The sequence below is a fragment of the Hydrococcus rivularis NIES-593 genome, from assembly GCF_001904635.1.
Classification (GTDB): Bacteria; Cyanobacteriota; Cyanobacteriia; order Cyanobacteriales; family Microcystaceae; genus Hydrococcus; species Hydrococcus rivularis.
In genome coordinates, this window is sequence record NZ_MRCB01000037.1 from 22,981 (window position 1) to 39,618 (window position 16,638).

10 protein-coding genes are annotated in these 16,638 nt (G+C 44.8%); 3 read left to right on the forward strand and 7 right to left on the reverse strand.

The annotated features are described in order from the left end of the window. Positions 1–157: 157 nt before the first annotated feature. The 4 genes from NIES593_RS20535 to bioB all read right to left on the reverse strand — a co-directional run bounded on the left by NIES593_RS20535 (position 158) and on the right by bioB (position 6,644). Complete coding sequence (locus NIES593_RS20535; RefSeq protein ID WP_073601356.1) at positions 158–4,405, reverse strand: nSTAND1 domain-containing NTPase; 4,248 nt, start codon at positions 4,403–4,405, stop codon at positions 158–160. An 83-nt stretch (positions 4,406–4,488) separates the two neighbouring features. Then, a complete protein-coding gene (locus NIES593_RS25325; protein WP_281250773.1) occupies positions 4,489–4,617 on the reverse strand; it encodes a hypothetical protein in 129 nt (42 codons plus the stop codon). 43 nt (positions 4,618–4,660) lie between these two features. Further along, positions 4,661–5,491, reverse strand: coding sequence for a pentapeptide repeat-containing protein (locus NIES593_RS20540; protein ID WP_073601357.1), 831 nt, complete (start codon positions 5,489–5,491; stop codon positions 4,661–4,663). A gap of 82 nt (positions 5,492–5,573) precedes the next feature. Then, positions 5,574–6,644: a biotin synthase BioB gene (gene bioB / locus NIES593_RS20545; protein WP_073601358.1), complete on the reverse strand. Its 1,071-nt coding sequence runs from the start codon at positions 6,642–6,644 to the stop codon at positions 5,574–5,576. Between the two features lie 230 nt (positions 6,645–6,874). On the opposite strand from bioB, the gene NIES593_RS20550 reads away from it, so the two are divergent. After that, complete coding sequence (locus NIES593_RS20550) at positions 6,875–9,139, forward strand: SBBP repeat-containing protein (protein WP_073601359.1); 2,265 nt, start codon at positions 6,875–6,877, stop codon at positions 9,137–9,139. 166 nt (positions 9,140–9,305) lie between these two features. On the opposite strand, the gene NIES593_RS20555 is transcribed toward NIES593_RS20550, so the two are convergent. Further along, positions 9,306–10,196 carry an alpha/beta fold hydrolase gene (locus NIES593_RS20555; RefSeq protein WP_139253766.1) on the reverse strand — a complete coding sequence of 297 codons (891 nt, stop codon included), beginning with the start codon at positions 10,194–10,196 and terminating at the stop codon, positions 9,306–9,308. A 672-nt stretch (positions 10,197–10,868) separates the two neighbouring features. On the opposite strand from NIES593_RS20555, the gene NIES593_RS20560 reads away from it, so the two are divergent. Next, entirely contained in the window at positions 10,869–11,168 is a 300-nt protein-coding gene (locus NIES593_RS20560) for a putative quinol monooxygenase (protein ID WP_073601360.1), read from the forward strand. Between the two features lie 19 nt (positions 11,169–11,187). Here NIES593_RS20560 and NIES593_RS20565 read toward each other — a convergent pair whose 3' ends face one another. Beyond that, positions 11,188–11,379 (reverse strand): DUF2949 domain-containing protein, encoded by a 192-nt coding sequence (locus NIES593_RS20565; RefSeq protein WP_073601361.1) that lies wholly within the window; start codon positions 11,377–11,379, stop codon positions 11,188–11,190. A gap of 144 nt (positions 11,380–11,523) precedes the next feature. Then, positions 11,524–12,366: a prohibitin family protein gene (locus tag NIES593_RS20570; RefSeq protein WP_073601362.1), complete on the reverse strand. Its 843-nt coding sequence runs from the start codon at positions 12,364–12,366 to the stop codon at positions 11,524–11,526. Between the two features lie 182 nt (positions 12,367–12,548). Between NIES593_RS20570 and bchH the strand changes: the two genes are divergently transcribed. Further along, positions 12,549–16,271 carry a magnesium chelatase subunit H gene (gene bchH, locus NIES593_RS20575; RefSeq protein WP_073601363.1) on the forward strand — a complete coding sequence of 1,241 codons (3,723 nt, stop codon included), beginning with the start codon at positions 12,549–12,551 and terminating at the stop codon, positions 16,269–16,271. Positions 16,272–16,638 lie beyond the last annotated feature (367 nt).

The window sequence follows — 16,638 nt, forward strand, 5'->3', positions numbered from 1 at the left end:
CTCGGTTCATACTTTAGCGACTTAGATCGATACCAGTCTCGTTTCGCTAAAGATTTTTAAGAATAGAAGTTGACCCAACTGGCAGTGTAATGGCTTGCATCTTTTAATGTATCCTACCTAGCACTATAAATACGAGCGATCGCGGGTGAGGAAATCTTCACTCAATGGTACGGTTCTCTCTTTGAAGCTTTTGCAAATAAGCGATCGCCTTTTGATAATTCGCTCCCTGTCCTTGTTGCTGGTACAAAAACACGGCTTGCTGACAATCTTTTAGTGCTAAGGAGCGATCGCCCAATTCGGCATAACATTGACTGCGATAGAAGTAAGCAGCTGCATGAGTCGGCATTGCCCAGATAATTCGGTCGAGATCTCGAATAGCTTCCTGAAAATTGCCTAAATTTGCATAGACTCTGGCTCGATTATAAAGCACCCCCCTATGATAAGGGTCGATCTCCAGCGCTCGGTTGAAATAGTCGAGGGCAGCCTGAAAATCCTGCCCTTCTAACTTGAGTAGACCTTGCTTGTTCCATTCGGTTGCCTCCGGTTTCCAAACGTGCTTTTGACAGACCTGGCAAGCTTGCTTTTCGATCTCGGTTTGAGGATTTTTGAAGGCGGGATGATAGCGCAGGCGATCGCAGCAAACTTGCAACCAACTCCGCCAACCACCGCCGCGCCACAAATACACTTTTCCATTCAAACTGCCGCCGACCAGAATTTGTCCGTTGGGACTGAAAGCTACTGAGGTGGCTTCACTCTTATGAATCTCGAAAGGTTGAGCGATGGGATTGCCAAAAAGATCCCACAACCTGACCGTTCCGTCGCCGCCGCCGCTAACAATTGTCTGTCCGTCTCGATCGAAAGCAACTGAAGTGACGTAACTTTCATGACCCCGAAACGGTTCGCCAATGGGATTGCCAAAAAGATCCCACAACCTAACCGTTCCGTCGCCGCTGCCGCTGACGATTAGCTGTCCGTCTGGACTGAAAGCAACTGAATTAACCCGTTCCCGATGACCCTGAAAGGGACGGGCGATGAGGTTGCCCTTCAAATCCCACAGGCGGATGGTCTTATCCCAACTGCCGCTAGCGATTTTCTCTCCATCGGGACTGAAAGCCACCGAGGTAACATCTCCTTCGTGACCGCGAAAGGGACGGGCGATGGGGTTGCCCTTCAAATCCCACAGGCAGATGGTTTTGTCCCAACTGCCGCTAGCGATTTTCTCTCCATCGGGACTGAAAGCCACCGAGGTAACATCTCCTTCGTGACCGCGAAAGGGACGGGCGATGGGGTTGCCCTTCAAATCCCACAGGCAGATGGTTTTGTCCCAACTGCCGCTAGCGATTTTCTCTCCATCGGGACTGAAAGCCACCGAGGTAACGTCATTTTCGTGACCCTGGAAGGGTCGGGCGACGGGGTTGCCGGCCAGATTCCACAAGCGGATCGTCCTGTCCCAACTCCCGCTAGCAATTGTTTGTCCGTCGGGACTGAAGGCAACTGAGGTGACATCCCCCGCATGACCCCGAAGCGGTTGACCGATGAGATTGCCAAAAAGATCCCACAACCTGATCGTTCCGTCGCCTCCTCCAGTTGCAAATATCTCTTCTTTGCCCTCTTTATCCACAGGGGTGGGACTGAAAGCCACTGACCAGACGGAAACTTCGTGTCCTTGGATGGGTCGATGAAGGGCATTGCCTTGGAGATCCCACAACCGCACGCTTTTGTCCGTACTGGCGCTGATAACTGTTTGTCCGTCTGGACTGAAGGCAAGCGAACGGACGGAACTTGTGTGACCTCGAAGCGGTTGACCGATGGGATTGCCAAAAAGATCCCACAACCGAACTACTTTGTCGCTACTCCCGCTAGCGATTAATTTTCCTTCGGGATCGAACGCGATCGCGATAACATAATCCTCATGACCGCGAAAAGGACGACCAATCGTTTTGCCTTGTAAATCCCACAACCGAACTGTCGTATCCCAACTGCCGCTGACGATTTTCTCTCCATCGGGACTAAAAGCGACGGCAGCAACTTTATCTTCATGACCCCGAAACGGTTCGCCGATAAAGTCGCCAAAAAGATCCCACAACCTGACCGTTCCGTCGCCGCCACCGCTGACGATTGTCTGTCCGTCGGGACTAAAGGCAACTGAAGTGACATCCCCTTCGTGTCCTTCAAATGGCAGACCGATAGGGTTGCCTTGCCGATCCCACAATCGAACCGTTCCATCGCCGCTGCCGCTGACAATTGTCTGTCCGTCGGGACTAAAGGCAACCGAGGTGACATCCCCTTGGTGACCTACGAAAGGGCGAGCGATCGCGTTTCCTTCGAGGTTCCACAGTCGAACGGTTCCGTCGCCGCTGCCGCTGACAATTGTCTGTCCGTCGGGACTAAAGGCAACCGAGGTGACATCCCCTTGGTGACCTACGAAAGGGCGAGCGATCGCGTTTCCTTCGAGGTTCCACAGTCGAACGGTTCCGTCGCCGCTGCCGCTGACAATTGTCTGTCCGTCGGGACTAAAGGCAACCGAGGTGACATCCCCTTCATGCCCTCTAAAAGGTTGACCGATGGCGTTGCCTTGCCGATTCCACAGGCGCAAGGTTTTATCCCAGCTTCCGCTGACGATTATTTGTCCGTCAGGACTGACGGCAACTGCCTTGACTCTATCGTCGTGCCCTTGAAATATATTTTGCTCTTTTGCGATTTCCATCGCACTGTTTAGACAGGTTTGCACGACGGGAAGCATCTGCTGCGGAAATTTATCTGCATTTTCTCCTGTTGTTTGAATGGCCAACAGTAGACCTTCTAGCGGTCGAACGGGCAATAAATTTTGCGCTCTTGCTGCTTGCTCTCGCAGCTTGGTTTCATCGAGTATCCGATTTAACTGTTGAATTTGTGTTTCTTTTGACTTCAGCGCCTGATTTTGCCGGGCAAGACTCGCGTCGAGAAATCGATCTTCGTCGGGACTCAAACCATCTACAACTAAATTAAATATCCAAGTATTTCTTAGTTCGCAAGCTTTCTCTAATTTAGATCCATACCAAAGTTTTGTATTGGCTTGCTCTCGATCCTCTTGAGACAAAATTTTCCAGGCATCTGCCGCTTCAGTTAGTTGTTTTTTGATGACCAAAACTTGACGAGCTTCTTCTAACCAATCTCTCAGAAATTTCCACCGATGCAGCAAGATTTCATGGATAATTTCTACTGAGTTCGTAGCGCGATCGCACTTTAACAAATTCCCTTCGATTAGTTGTACGATCGCCGCTTGACTGATTGTATCATTGAAGTTAGATAATTCTGCTCTTTGACTAACGGCAATTACCTCGCGCCCTGATTCTTCTACATCGACAATCTTTACTAGCTTTAAAAAAATTTTCTTGGCGGCTATTTGTTCTAATCTAGAGAGACTATTATAGACTCGATTTGATTGATTTTGTAATGCCTTTTCAATCTTACCTAATTGCCTATAAGTGCTTAGTCTTAAAGTTCGCTTGTCAAGATCTTCACTTTGCCAAAGTAAGTTGAGTGCGTGTTGTAGTAGAGGTAAAGAGTAGTTACGATCTCGAATGTCTTTAAGAATTTCTGCTACTAATTCTTCTTCAAAAATTACTCCATTTTTGGCAGCGGGTTGCTCGATTGCTAAACGCAGAGAGTTGGGGTCTATATTGGCGATCGCTCGAATATTTTTTCGATCTATTATTATGTCTAAAAAGCGATTATAAGCACTGATTTTATCTAAAAATTCGGTTTGTATTGCTAGAATAATTTTTATTTTGACAAAACTCTCAGACGCCCGATCGAGATAATTATAGAGATGAATTAAACTATCAATAAATTTATCGGTTTTTTCGGTAGCACTAATCGTAAAGAGTTCTTCAAAGCGATCGATAAAAACAAGCCAGTAACTTCCATCATTCTTGGCTTGTAAGGCTTGAAAAAATTTGCTCAGACCATCAACTTCTTCTTTAAGAATCAGTTCGGCTTCTTCTGGATTGCAATTTTGTTGAACGAGTGCCTTAAATAACGATAGAAAAGGATTGCGATCGGGGTGACAAATAACCTCAATAAATTTTGATGGTAAATTGTTTCTAATTCTAGGAAGCAACCCCGATTGAATAACTGATGTTTTCCCACTTCCCGAAGCTCCCAAAAGTAAAATTAAGTTTTTTTTGCATAAATCTTCGAGTAAGTGAAAAGTTAATTTGTCCCGACCGAAAAAATAATCGCAATCTTTGGCTGTGAATGGCTTTAATCCTTTATAAGGTGAAGTCGAAATTAAAGGTCTACTTTTAATTTGCTCGGCAGAAATATCTAGAATCGGTGTTGGCGAAAAATGAAAAACATTCTGACCGTCGCTGAGGGTAATAGTTTGGTTATGAAACTGAGGATTGGTTGACTTCCAAGCCATAGCTGGTTCTAGTAAATTTTAGGGTTGCAGGATTCTGGAGCTATTGCAGTTAAGATTTGCCACAAATACCAAATTACGAATTTTCAATTGTTAATTAAAATATATTCTCTTGCTTGTAATGAGAACCAATCGCGATCGCAAACTCGCCAAACTAAAACTTCTCCAACAGTCGGAATAGATAAAATGAGGGCGATCGGATTTAAGGGTTTCATGATTTTTATGCTTGCAGCGCTTAAATTTATTAGAGCGCAAGAATTAGCCAATCGAACAACCGAGACTCTGGGCAGTATTGTTGCGCGTATAAGCATTCCAAGTTCCTAACTCTTGGGCAGAACGACTGCATAGCATCGCTTTTGTTTCCTCGCTCAATCCCTGAGCCAGTGTAAAATCGGCTCCAGCTATACTCTGTAACTGTTCTAAACTTGCATTGGTCAAATCGGCCGCTCGCAAATCCGCTCCTTGTAACTCTGCCCCAATCAGTCGAGCATTCCGCAAACAAGCTCCTGTGAGAAAAGCGCCTTGAAGATTAGCTCCGCTCAAAGCTGCTCCCGCCAAATTCGCCCCTGTTAAATCTGCGCCGCTGAGGTAAGCACCTCGCAGATTCGCCCCGCGCAAATCTGCCCCTCTAAGATTAGCAGTGTTGAGAAACGCGCCGCCTAAATTGGCTCCCGGTCCGACTGCACCAGAATTTTTGTAAGCAAATCCTTCAGTCCAAACGGTTTGAGAATCGTATCTAGCTAGTTGCAGCCTAGCACCTTCGAGTCGAGCATCTTTGAGATTGCATTGCTCTAGGCGAGCGCGAAATAAGTAACTATCTTCTAAATTAGCGCCTTCTAGGTTGGCGTTAATTAAATTCGCCCCCCGCAAGTCAGTGCCTTTGAGATTAGCGTTGCTGAGATTAGCGCCGCTGATGTTAGCGCCAATTAAATTAGCCCCTCTTAAATCGACACCAGACAAATCCATCTCAGTGAAATCCATTCCCTGTAGGTTGGCATTGGCAAGACTTTTACCTTGCTTGAGGGTTTGTAAGATGTCGCTAGATAAAGAATTCCAAGAACGAGAAGAGAACTGCGGGCGAATTGTCATAGAGTTTATCTGAAGGACGATTGATGTCAATTATTCTAAAATTTGTGCGATCGCGACCCCGAGTTTTATTGATTTTCTTATACTAAAGCTCGTTTACCTTTAGCTTAACTAACTTCGCAATCTCGACTGCGAACTCCGAACTCGGTAAAATCGAGCCATCGAGTGCCTCTAAGACAAATCCGGCATCGCGGAGCATTTCTAAGTCAGCACGGGCAGCTTGTCCGGCAGTAGTCAGATAATCGCCAATAAAAATAGAATTGGCTGGATATAAACCTAAAGGTTGGAGCGATCGCAAATGCACTTCTCTTCCTCCTGCAATTCTAATCTCCTGAGAAGGAAGGAGAAAGCGAAACAGACACAGAATTCGCAAACAGCGACGCGGGTTTAATTGTTGCACCTTGGCGAGGGGAGTTCCTGAGATGGGAATGAGAAAGTTAATCGGAACGCTAGTAACTTGCAACTCCCGCAGAGAAAGTGCCAAGTCGATGACATCATCATCTGATTCTCCCATACCGACAATTCCGCCGGAACAGGTTGTAATGCCTGCCGTTTGGACGTTTTTTACTGTAGTGACACGATCGCTAAACGTATGAGTAGTGCATATATTAGGATGGTAGTTTTCTGAAGTATTTAGGTTATGATTGACGCGATCGACTCCTGCCTCTGCTAGACGATGGGCTTGCTCTTGACTCAGGAGTCCCAGACATGCGCAGACTTTGAGGTCGTGTTTTGTCTTGATCTGGCGCACTGCCTCTAGAACCTTAGTAAAGACGGACTCGCTCGGAGAACGTCCCGAAATGACAAAACAAAACGTTCCTGCCCCTAATTGTGCCGCGCGATCGGCAGCAGCGAGAATTTTTTCCTGTGCTAGCAGGGGATATTTTTCGATTTCTGCGGTCGAAATTTTCGATTGAGAACAGTAATGACAATCCTCTGGGCACAAACCACTCTGAGCATTGAGTAAAAAATGCAATCGCACTCGATTTCCCCAGTAGTGACGGCGCACGCGATAAGCTGCTGCTAGCTGTTCGAGTAAAACTTCATCGGGTGCTTGCAAGACTGCTTGTGCTTCTTGACGGGTTAAAAGTTCGCCTCTCACAGAGCGATCGGCTAGACTATTCCAGTCGGGTAAGTTGCCAGAGAATTCTGTCATAGGTGTTTTATTGCTTGCAGGGAACAAGTATTCATTGTTTTACCACAGAAGGAGTTTGTCTACGCATACAAAATCCTTGCTCAAAATACCTATGCGCTCAAATCTCCAGCAGCATATTATTTCAGCTATTTTGCTTTTCTTGAGTACGAGCCAACGATAAAGTAGTAACCAATCCGAACTTAAGTCTCGAAAAATCCAAATTATCGAAGAGAGGGCTTATATTAAGCAAAATGGACGAACAATTGGAAGTATTTTTCTCATTATTTACACCTGTCAGCGACCTAGCTTCAGGAGAAATCGGTCGGAGGTTAGAAGCCGTTTTCGGTCGCCGTGGTAATGATAGCTTATATGCCTTTGCACCCGGCGCAGCTAGTCCGCCCCAAAATCAAAATGTCGATATTTTGTTCGGGGATATATTTGACAACACTTTAGAAGAATTTGAAGTTATTTTTGGTATCCAGACTAGCCCGCAAGGCGGCAATCCCTTACTGATTCTAGAGAGGAATATCCCCTCTGTAGGACGAGATCGTCACGTTCTCGGAGAGACCACCACACCTTACTATTTAGGCGACCCAAATACCCTAACTACCTCGAATCTATTTGGGACTAATGAGTTTGCCGTCATTTACGATTTCGATCCCAATCAAGATACGATACAGCTCAACGGCTCAGCGCAGGATTATGTCTTGCTGGAAGTGAATAATTTGCAGGTTGAAGGAGTCTCACAGCCGTTTTTTGGCGAGGCGATTTTTTCGCTTAGACAAGGAGTCCCCGACCTCGTCGGCTACGTGATTTCGAGAGATGAAGTCGATTTAAGTCTGACAGCTAATTATTTCGAGTATGTGGGCAACCAACCCCCACGAAGGCCAGAGCAGAGACGGGTTCAGCAATTAGGGGGAGCCGGACTCGAACTCGGAATTGACACAGCTACAGACCCTTCGGGTAATGTCTACGTAACCGGAACGACTACCGGGACGATTCAAAATGGAAGCACCTCCGCAGGGTTCTCAGATTTCTGGGTAGCCAAATACGACAGAAATGGCAATCAGTTATTCGTTCGCCAGTTTGGCAGTTCCGATAATGACTCGGTCTTAGACATCGCCACGGACAGTGCCGGGAACATCTATCTAGCGGGAGCGACCCAGGGCAACTTGTTTGGTTCGAGGCAGTCACAATCACAGGATTCCTATGTAGCCAAGTACGATAGCAATGGCAATCTTTTGTGGGGGCGGCAATTTGGTTCTAATGTAATCCCTAATACTTTTTCCAGTGCTGCCACATCTGTTGATGTGGATGCACAGGGAAATGTCACTGTAGGGGGATTGGGACTCAAAAACAACACTCGAACAAACATCTTTAATTTTCCCGTTCAGGACGATTCCTACGCACTCAGATTCGACACTAATGGCAACCAGCAGTGGTTTACGGAGATTAGAAACCCCACAGCTCCTGCTCCTTTGAACGAAGCTCCCTTTTTTGACGAGGCATACGACGTTGCCGTCGATAGGAATGGCAATACCTACTTAGTCGGATGGACTCAGGGTTTAGTCAGAGAATCCGATCCCGGTCGAGAGGTTTCCAAGTATGATGTTTGGTTGGCAAGGCTCAATCCCAGCGGTCAGGTACAGTGGGTTCAACAGTTGGGGAGTCAAGATTTGGGTCTTGAATTTCCTTGGGGGGTTGACGTTGACAGCCAAGGCAATGTCTACGCAACCGGATGGACGACGGGCAATTTTCAGGCGGGTAGCCAAGCCAATACTGCATACGATATCTGGCTCGCCAGATTTAACCCAGCAGATGGCACGCCGACATGGATCGGACAGTTTGGCACTCCAGGCGATGATGGCTCCTTTTTAGCTGACATGGAGATCGACTCACAAGATGGGATCTATATCACCGGATATACCGACGATAGGATTGGCGGACGCGGCAGAAATAGAGGAAGAAATGATGCTTGGGTGGCGAAGTTCGACACGGCAGGCAACAACCAGTGGATTCAACAGTTTGGAAGTGCGGGAACTGACTACGCGACAGGCTTGAGCGTAGACAACACTGGTAACCGAGTTAATGTGACCGGATTTACCGATGGTTCTTTGGAAAGAACCAATACTGAAGCGGTAGATGCCTGGTTCGCTCAGCTTGACGCAAGGAGAGGAAGACTGCAAAAAATAACTGGTTCTGCCAGGGATATGATTAGCGCCAACGAGCTGAGTACAGCGCCCACTGAGGCTCCCCAACTTGTTCCCAGCCAGCAACTTCCCGCTGGCGACAATTGGGCTAATCCCAGTTTGGGGGTTCCTGAAGGTGTTGCAGTAGACCAACGGCGAGTTGAATCTGCGCTCGCCCGCATCTTCGATCCCAATGCGGCAAACGGTTTCCCCAGAGCTTTGGGGAATGCGGTTAGAGATGATTTTGCTCACTTTCTCCAGCCCAGCGTCACTCAGGCTCCTGCCCTAGCTCCAACCCCAGCCGATGCCGATGTAGTTGTAGTTTAGTGGGACTTAAAAAAACTGTGGTAAAAGACAGCTAAGATTTAAATAATGTAGGGAAACATGAAAGTTTATTGACAGGCAAGCTTGATAATAATGACACGATCGCGATCGCAGCCAACCCTAATTACTCGCAACAGAGAAACGATCGCGTGCAGACTTCTGATTGTCTTTAATTTGCTCCCACAAACTCTAAAATCCGCTCTGCTGTTATCTGAGGCTGTTCTAGATGGGGAACGTGACCGCAATTTTCTATCCAAACGAGTTGGCTATTGGGGAGCAACTGCTCGAATTGCGTCGCTGCTTTCGTTCCCAAAATGCGATCGCACTTTCCCCATAAAATTAAGCTAGACTGCTGGATCTGCGATAGTTGAGTAGAAAAATTGCCATAACCGCCGCTTTTAGTGAAAGCAATCAACGCTTCTCGCCACCCCGGACAATTTAAGTGCAAAGCAGCACAGAGTTGAGCGTCTCGACTGGCAAAGCTTTTGTCATAGTAAGCGGCGCGACTGATGTTTTGACGGACTCTCGGATTGCGCAAAAACTCTGTTGCCCAGTAGTCCAAGGGAGGAAACATCAGTTTCCCTGCCATTGGAGAATTGCTTAATCCGGCACTATCTAAAAGAACCAATTTTTTGACGGCTTCTGGATAAGCTAGCGTAAAATCGATCGCGGTTGCCCCTCCCATCGATGCCCCAACTAAAATAACGGGCTGTTGGATGAGAGTTTTCCAGAAATAGTAAAGATGGGCTTTAATCTGTGCTGGTGAAAACGATAATCCGGGAAGCCTTTCTGTAAAGCCAAATCCTAATAAATCGACTGCCCAAGTTTCGCTAGCTTGGGCTAATAGCGGCATCAAGCGACGAAATTCTAGGAGCGAACTATCAAACCCGTGCAGCAATAAAAATGGCGTTTTTCCCCTTCCCTGACGAGTGTAAGTCGTCGTTATGGATTGGGGACTGAGTGGCGTTGCGAGGACATGAGATTCGATTCGTTGAATCAGCGCGATCGAAGTCGATTCGGTTAGATTTTCGGCAATAGAGGCAATAAAACTGGGAAACATAAAAGATAAAGCAAGTTATTAACATTAATGCCAAATTATTGCAGTTTAAACCCAAGCACTCATTTTAGGTACTTTACAGACCAAAGAAACGTCTTTCCAAAAACATATTGCCATAAACGTTAAAAGTTTATTTTGTCATTCTCAGTGTAGTAGAACGTAACGAAGAATCCTGGTTGACTGACAAATCTTTGTCTGCTCATCCCTAAATCCCTTCTCCCACAAAGGGCGAAGGGACTTTAGTCCAAAGTCTTAAGTTGAGAGCCACTCTCCTGCTCTGGGAGAGGGGTTGGGGTGAGGGCGATCTGAGTTTGGTCGCTCAACTAGCCCCAATCGTCCAATTTGGTTTCTCATCTAACTAAAAACTGCTGTAAGACCAATTCTAAAAAACGCTACAGATGCTTGATGCGAATTGTTAATTATTGATTGCGAATTGTATAAGATGTTTCGCTTCGCGATCGCTCCGCTCAACATGACGAAGTGCTTTTTAGGCTCCGCCGCGAGGCGGCGGAGTACCTTGCACATACTATACTTTTGTTGGGACTACCTGTTAAGTTAATTAATATTTAACACTTAATCAGAGAAAATTTAAAAATTAATTAATCTTTAATTTTTGAGTTGATTAAGACACAGCTGTTAAAAAATTTAATAATGGATGTATTCTAAAAATTAATTATGTCTAATTCAACCATTCGTGTTGTTGCCCGCGTAATAGCACTACCTGACAAAATAGAAGAATTAAAAGCAGTTCTTCTGCAAATTGTCGAACCTACTCGTCAAGAAGAAGGCTGTATTCAGTATGACTTATTTCAAAATCAGACCGATCCAACCGATTTTACTTTTGTAGAAGAATGGACGACTAAAGAAGCTTTAGACAAGCATTTGGCGAGCGAACATCTTCAAGCTGCCGTACAAAGAATAGATGGTTTAGTAGCTACCAATCCAGATATTCGTACTTATCATCAATTGAACTAAGTCAAGGTTTTACAAAAACTTAGACATTTTCTGCCCAATCCCAAATTTTTTCTAGCTGCCGAAGATTAATTAATCCATACTTCCATAAAACCATCGGCAACACGGTAGGATTTTCTTGAGAATGACGTAGAGCAAGTTTGACGGAGTCGCCTGGAACGGCTAACTCTTCCACTAAAAATTTAATCAATCGTTGTTGTGTCTTAGTTTTCATCGCTCCAACCCAGCTAACAATTTTGACTTGAAGCTGAATATACTCAACCCATGTGTCAAATATATAAAGTTGATGTGTCAAGAAAGTGACAAGCGATTTTTACTAAGAACTAAGAACAAATTGCGATCGCTAAATTTTCAAGGGTTATTGTTGCACGTCACTAATGTTGAATAAAAAGGGCACATTACTCTTAGAATCGCCACTAATTACGAGAACTCTTGGCATTTGTGCGCCGCCTTCTCTCCACGATTCGATCGCTTCTTTTTGCAACACTAATGCCCCGCCCTGCGCTTTGAGGGTTTCTGCTAGCAATCGTTGCGCCTCTGCCTTTCCTTTGGCGCGATTGATGTCCGCTTGCGCCTGTTGTTCGGCTTCCTGGGCGATGTAAACCGCTCGTTGGGCGCGTTGTTCGGCAATTTGTTTTTCTTCTACCGCTCTGGCAAACTCAGGAGAGAAAGTAAGATCGACGACGCTAGTATCTAACACGATAATCCCATACTTCTCCAGCCGTTCGCCTAGCGCATTATCAAAATCTTGTTTGAGTTCGCTTCTTTGGGTAATGGCTTGTTCTACCGTTCTTTTAGCCGCAGCAATTTTGAAAGATTCTTGAGTTTGAGGCGCGATAATTTTGGAGACAATATTTTGTAGAGTGCCTTGTTTTCTTCTAATGTCCACTACTTGCACGGGATCGAGACGAAAGTTGATAGCAAAGCTAGCCGATAAATCCTGAAGATCCTTAGTCGAACTCTGTGCGGGAACTTCAAACTTCTGCACCGTGACATCATAAATATCGACAGTGGAAACAAAAGGAGGCTTGAAATGCAGCCCTTCTAGCAATGCCCCGTCTCTCGCTTTCCCCAAAATACTTAATACTCCCGCTTGTCCGGGGTTGACGATGACAAAAGAATTGAAACCAATTAAAACGATTAAGGCAATAATGAATCCGCCGAGTAGGGATTGCCAATTTATCGAAGCCTGAGAATTCACGAGTTGCTCTCCTTCTGGTAATGCGATTCGTCCATCCGCATCATACAGAAAAAAATGCCCTCTGGTTTGACTGAAGTCGCGATCGCATTTTAAGACTCAGAAATTATTCCGGCTAGCATTATCCCCCTTCAAAAATCCTCCCTCTACAATAGAAGTGTGAAGAAAGTTTGCAGGCTTGGGATATGAAACGCATCGTCGTCATTACTGGGTTTGAATCGTTCAACGCCGATCTATACCGAAAAGCGGCACAGTTAGCGACTTCTCGATGTGAGGGATTAGAGGTGCAGGTATTTAGCGATCGCTCTCTGATCGCGGAACCTGAAACAATAGAAAAAGCCCTCAAAGATGCCCAAGTCTTCTTTGCTAGCTTAATCTTCGATTACGACCAAGTAATGTGGTTGCGTCAAAGGGTGCAACACGTTCCCATTCGCCTCGTCTTCGAGTCCGCACTCGAATTAATGAGTCTCACGCAACTGGGTAAATTCTCCATTGGCGACAAACCCAAAGGAATGCCCAAACCCGTTCAATTCATCCTCAGCAAATTCTCTAGCGGCAGGGAAGAAGACAAACTCGCTGGATATATCAGCTTCTTAAAAACGGGTCCCAAACTCCTCAAATTCATCCCCGTACAAAAAGTCCAAGACTTGCGAAACTGGTTGATTATTTATGGGTACTGGAATGCTGGCGGTTCGGACAATTTCGCCGCCATGTGTTGGACTATTGCAGATAAATATCTAGGATTGAAAGTAGGAGAAATCCCCGAACCCATCGAAACTCCCAACATGGGATTGCTTCATCCCGACTATCGAGGATATTTCACCTCTCCCCGCGAGTATTTGGATTGGTATTTTCAAAGGAGTCAGGAGAAAAAGGATTCTCCAGTCGTTGGAATCTTGCTTTATCGCAAGCATGTCATTACAAAACAATCCTATATCGCTAAACTCATTCGTTATTTTGAAGAAGAAGGGTTGGTTCCCTTACCTATTTTTCTCAATGGGGTGGAAGGTCATGTTGCAGTCAGGGATTGGATGACTACTGAATATGAAACCCATCAAAGACAGCAGGGAAATATAGAAACTCCTTCTCTATCCCAAGATGCAGTAGAAGTTGACGCGATCGTTTCTACCATCGGTTTTCCCCTAGTAGGCGGTCCTGCGGGTTCGATGGAAGCAGGGCGGCAAGTAGAGGTTGCGAAAAAAATTTTAACGGCTAAGAATATTCCTTATATTGTTGCCGCACCTTTGCTAATTCAAGATATTTATTCTTGGACGAGACAGGGTATTGGCGGATTGCAAAGCGTTGTATTGTATGCATTGCCGGAACTCGACGGCGCGATCGATACCGTTCCGCTGGGGGGATTAGTTGGAGAAGATATTTATCTGGTTCCAGAAAGAGTCAAACGCCTCACGGGAAGAATTCAGAACTGGATTAAACTAAAACAAACTCCTCCTGCCGAACGGAAAATTGCAATTTTATTATATGGTTTTCCGCCAGGATATGGGGCGACGGGAACGGCAGCTTTATTAAATGTCCCTCGCAGTTTGATTAAGTTACTTCAAGCACTGAAAGAACAGGGTTATACGGTTGGAGAACTGCCGGAGGACGGAGAGGAAATCATTCGTAGAGTAAAGGAGGCGGATGAGATAATTAGTGGTAAGGAGCAACTAACAACAACAGTTAATGTAAAAACTTTAGAAAATTGGTTGGGTTATCTCCTGACAAATCGCATTGAAAAGCAATGGAAATCGCTGACAGGAACGGGAATTAAAACCTATGGAGATGAGTTTCAGATCGGTGGAATTCAACTAGGAAATATTTGGATTGGAGTCCAACCGCCACTCGGTCTTTCTGGCGATCCAATGCGATTGATGTTTGAAAAAGATTTAACTCCCCATCCTCAGTATGCAGCGTTCTATAAATGGTTGCAAAATGATTTCCAAGCCGATGCAGTCATTCATTTTGGCATGCATGGAACAGTAGAATGGTTGCCAGGATCGCCGTTAGGAAATACGGCTTATTCTTGGTCGGATATTTTATTGGGAAATCTACCTAATCTCTATATCTATGCCGCTAATAATCCCTCGGAATCTATCTTGGCAAAACGTCGAGGATATGGAGTATTAATTTCCCATAACGTACCGCCCTATGGTCGGGCAGGATTGTATAAAGAATTGATGGCATTGAGAGATTTAATTGCAGAATATCGAGAAGATCCTGAGAAAAACTATGCCCTCAGAGATGCTATCTGTCAGAAAATTGTCGATACGGGATTGGATGCAGATTGCCAATTTGAAGAGGGAGAAAAGCAAGGCATTGCTTTTACAGTTGAAAATGCTCGTCTGTTCAGCAGATATGCATTAACTAATTATTTTGTCAAGGTGTATGAATACTTACAAGTGGTAGAACAACGGTTATTTTCTTCGGGATTGCATACTTTAGGAGAAATTCCCAATGAAGAAGAATTGAATTCCTATCTCGAAGCTTATTTTGGGGATAAATTACCAGCAAAGGCAAGGGAAGCTATTGTGACAGAAGATCGAGAAACACTAGAAATTTTCTATTCACAAAACGGTTATTCGGAAACGATAAAAGAAGCTCAAAATATTCGAGATTTGCTATTTCAAACTACTGAGGAATTAACCAATCTTCTTCGAGGATTAAATGGAGAATATGTACCGCCCGCACCTGGAGGAGATTTATTGCGAGATGGAATTGGCGTATTGCCGACTGGAAGAAATATTCACGCTTTAGATCCCTATCGAATGCCTTCGCCTGCTGCCTATGAAAGGGGCAGGGAAATTGGTAAAAAAATTATTGCCCAAAATTTAGAAGAACATGGCAAGTATCCGGAAACCGTGGCATTAATGTTATGGGGATTAGATGTTATTAAAACTAAAGGAGAATCCATCGGGATTTTATTAGAATTAGTTGGTGCCGAACCGGTCAAAGAAGGGACGGGAAGGATCGTTCGTTACGAGTTAAAACCTTTATCAGAAGTCGGACATCCTCGCATTGATATTTTAGGAAACCTTTCTGGGATTTTCCGAGATACTTTTGTCAATATTATTGAGTTATTAGACGATCTGTTTCAACGGGCAGCAGAAGCAGACGAACCAGAAGAAGAGAATTTCATCCGCAAGCATGCTTTAGCTTTAAAAGCACAAGGCGTTGAAAATGCCTCGGCACGTTTATTTTCTAATCCAGCAGGAGATTTTGGTTCTCTCGTAAACGATCGAGTTGTGGATGGCAATTGGGAATCAGAAAATGAGTTAGCAAATACTTGGAAAAATCGCAATGTATTTAGTTATGGCAGGAAGGATAAAGGACAAGCAAGACCAGAAGTATTAAACCAGTTATTACAGACTAGCGATCGCGTCGTTCAAGAAATAGATTCAGTCGAATATGGACTAACAGATATTCAAGAATATTATGCCAATACCGGAGGCTTAAAACTCGCCGCAGAAAAACAAAGTGGTAAAAAAGTTACTGCCAATTTTGTTGAAAGTTTTTCTCGCGATACAACTCCCCGAAAGCTAGAAGAAGTGCTGCGTTTGGAATATCGAACTAAGTTATTAAATCCAAAATGGGCAGAAGCGATGGCAAATCAAGGATCGGGTGGTGCCTATGAAATTTCTCAACGCATGACAGCCTTAATTGGTTGGGGAGGAACGGTCAATTTTACCGATTCTTGGGTATACGATCAAGCTGCACAAACCTATGCATTGGATGCAGAAATGGCGAGAAAATTACGCAAAGCAAATCCCGAAGCTTTCCGCAATATTTTAGGGCGAATGTTAGAGGCACACGGACGCGGTTTCTGGCAAGCTGATGAAGAGAAGTTAGAAAAATTAAGAGAATTGTACGATCTAACTGAAGAAGAACTTGAAGGAGTAAAATTTGAGTAATCCAAAATTATTCTGACTACAGAATTTCTATTACTAAATAAAAGCGATCGCTAGAGTTGGATTGAGTTTTTAAACTTAGATTTTGTGTCTACGCTTCACCCGACAAGGGAATAAATTCCTTGACGCGATCGCGAAAGTCTTCTTAGGAAAACTAAATGATGACTGGATAAGGCTTTCAGTCTATTAAAATAGACTTATACCAATTTTCAGGTTTTCGCGCTCGACATTTTTCTCCCCTCTCCCAAATAGGTAGAGGGGTTGGGGATGAGGGCGATCGACTATCTCTGTCATTAATGAATAAAAAATAGTCTTATATCAAATCCGTTTGATTGACCGCAATATCGGTAGGGGCGGGTTTTGTTTTTAA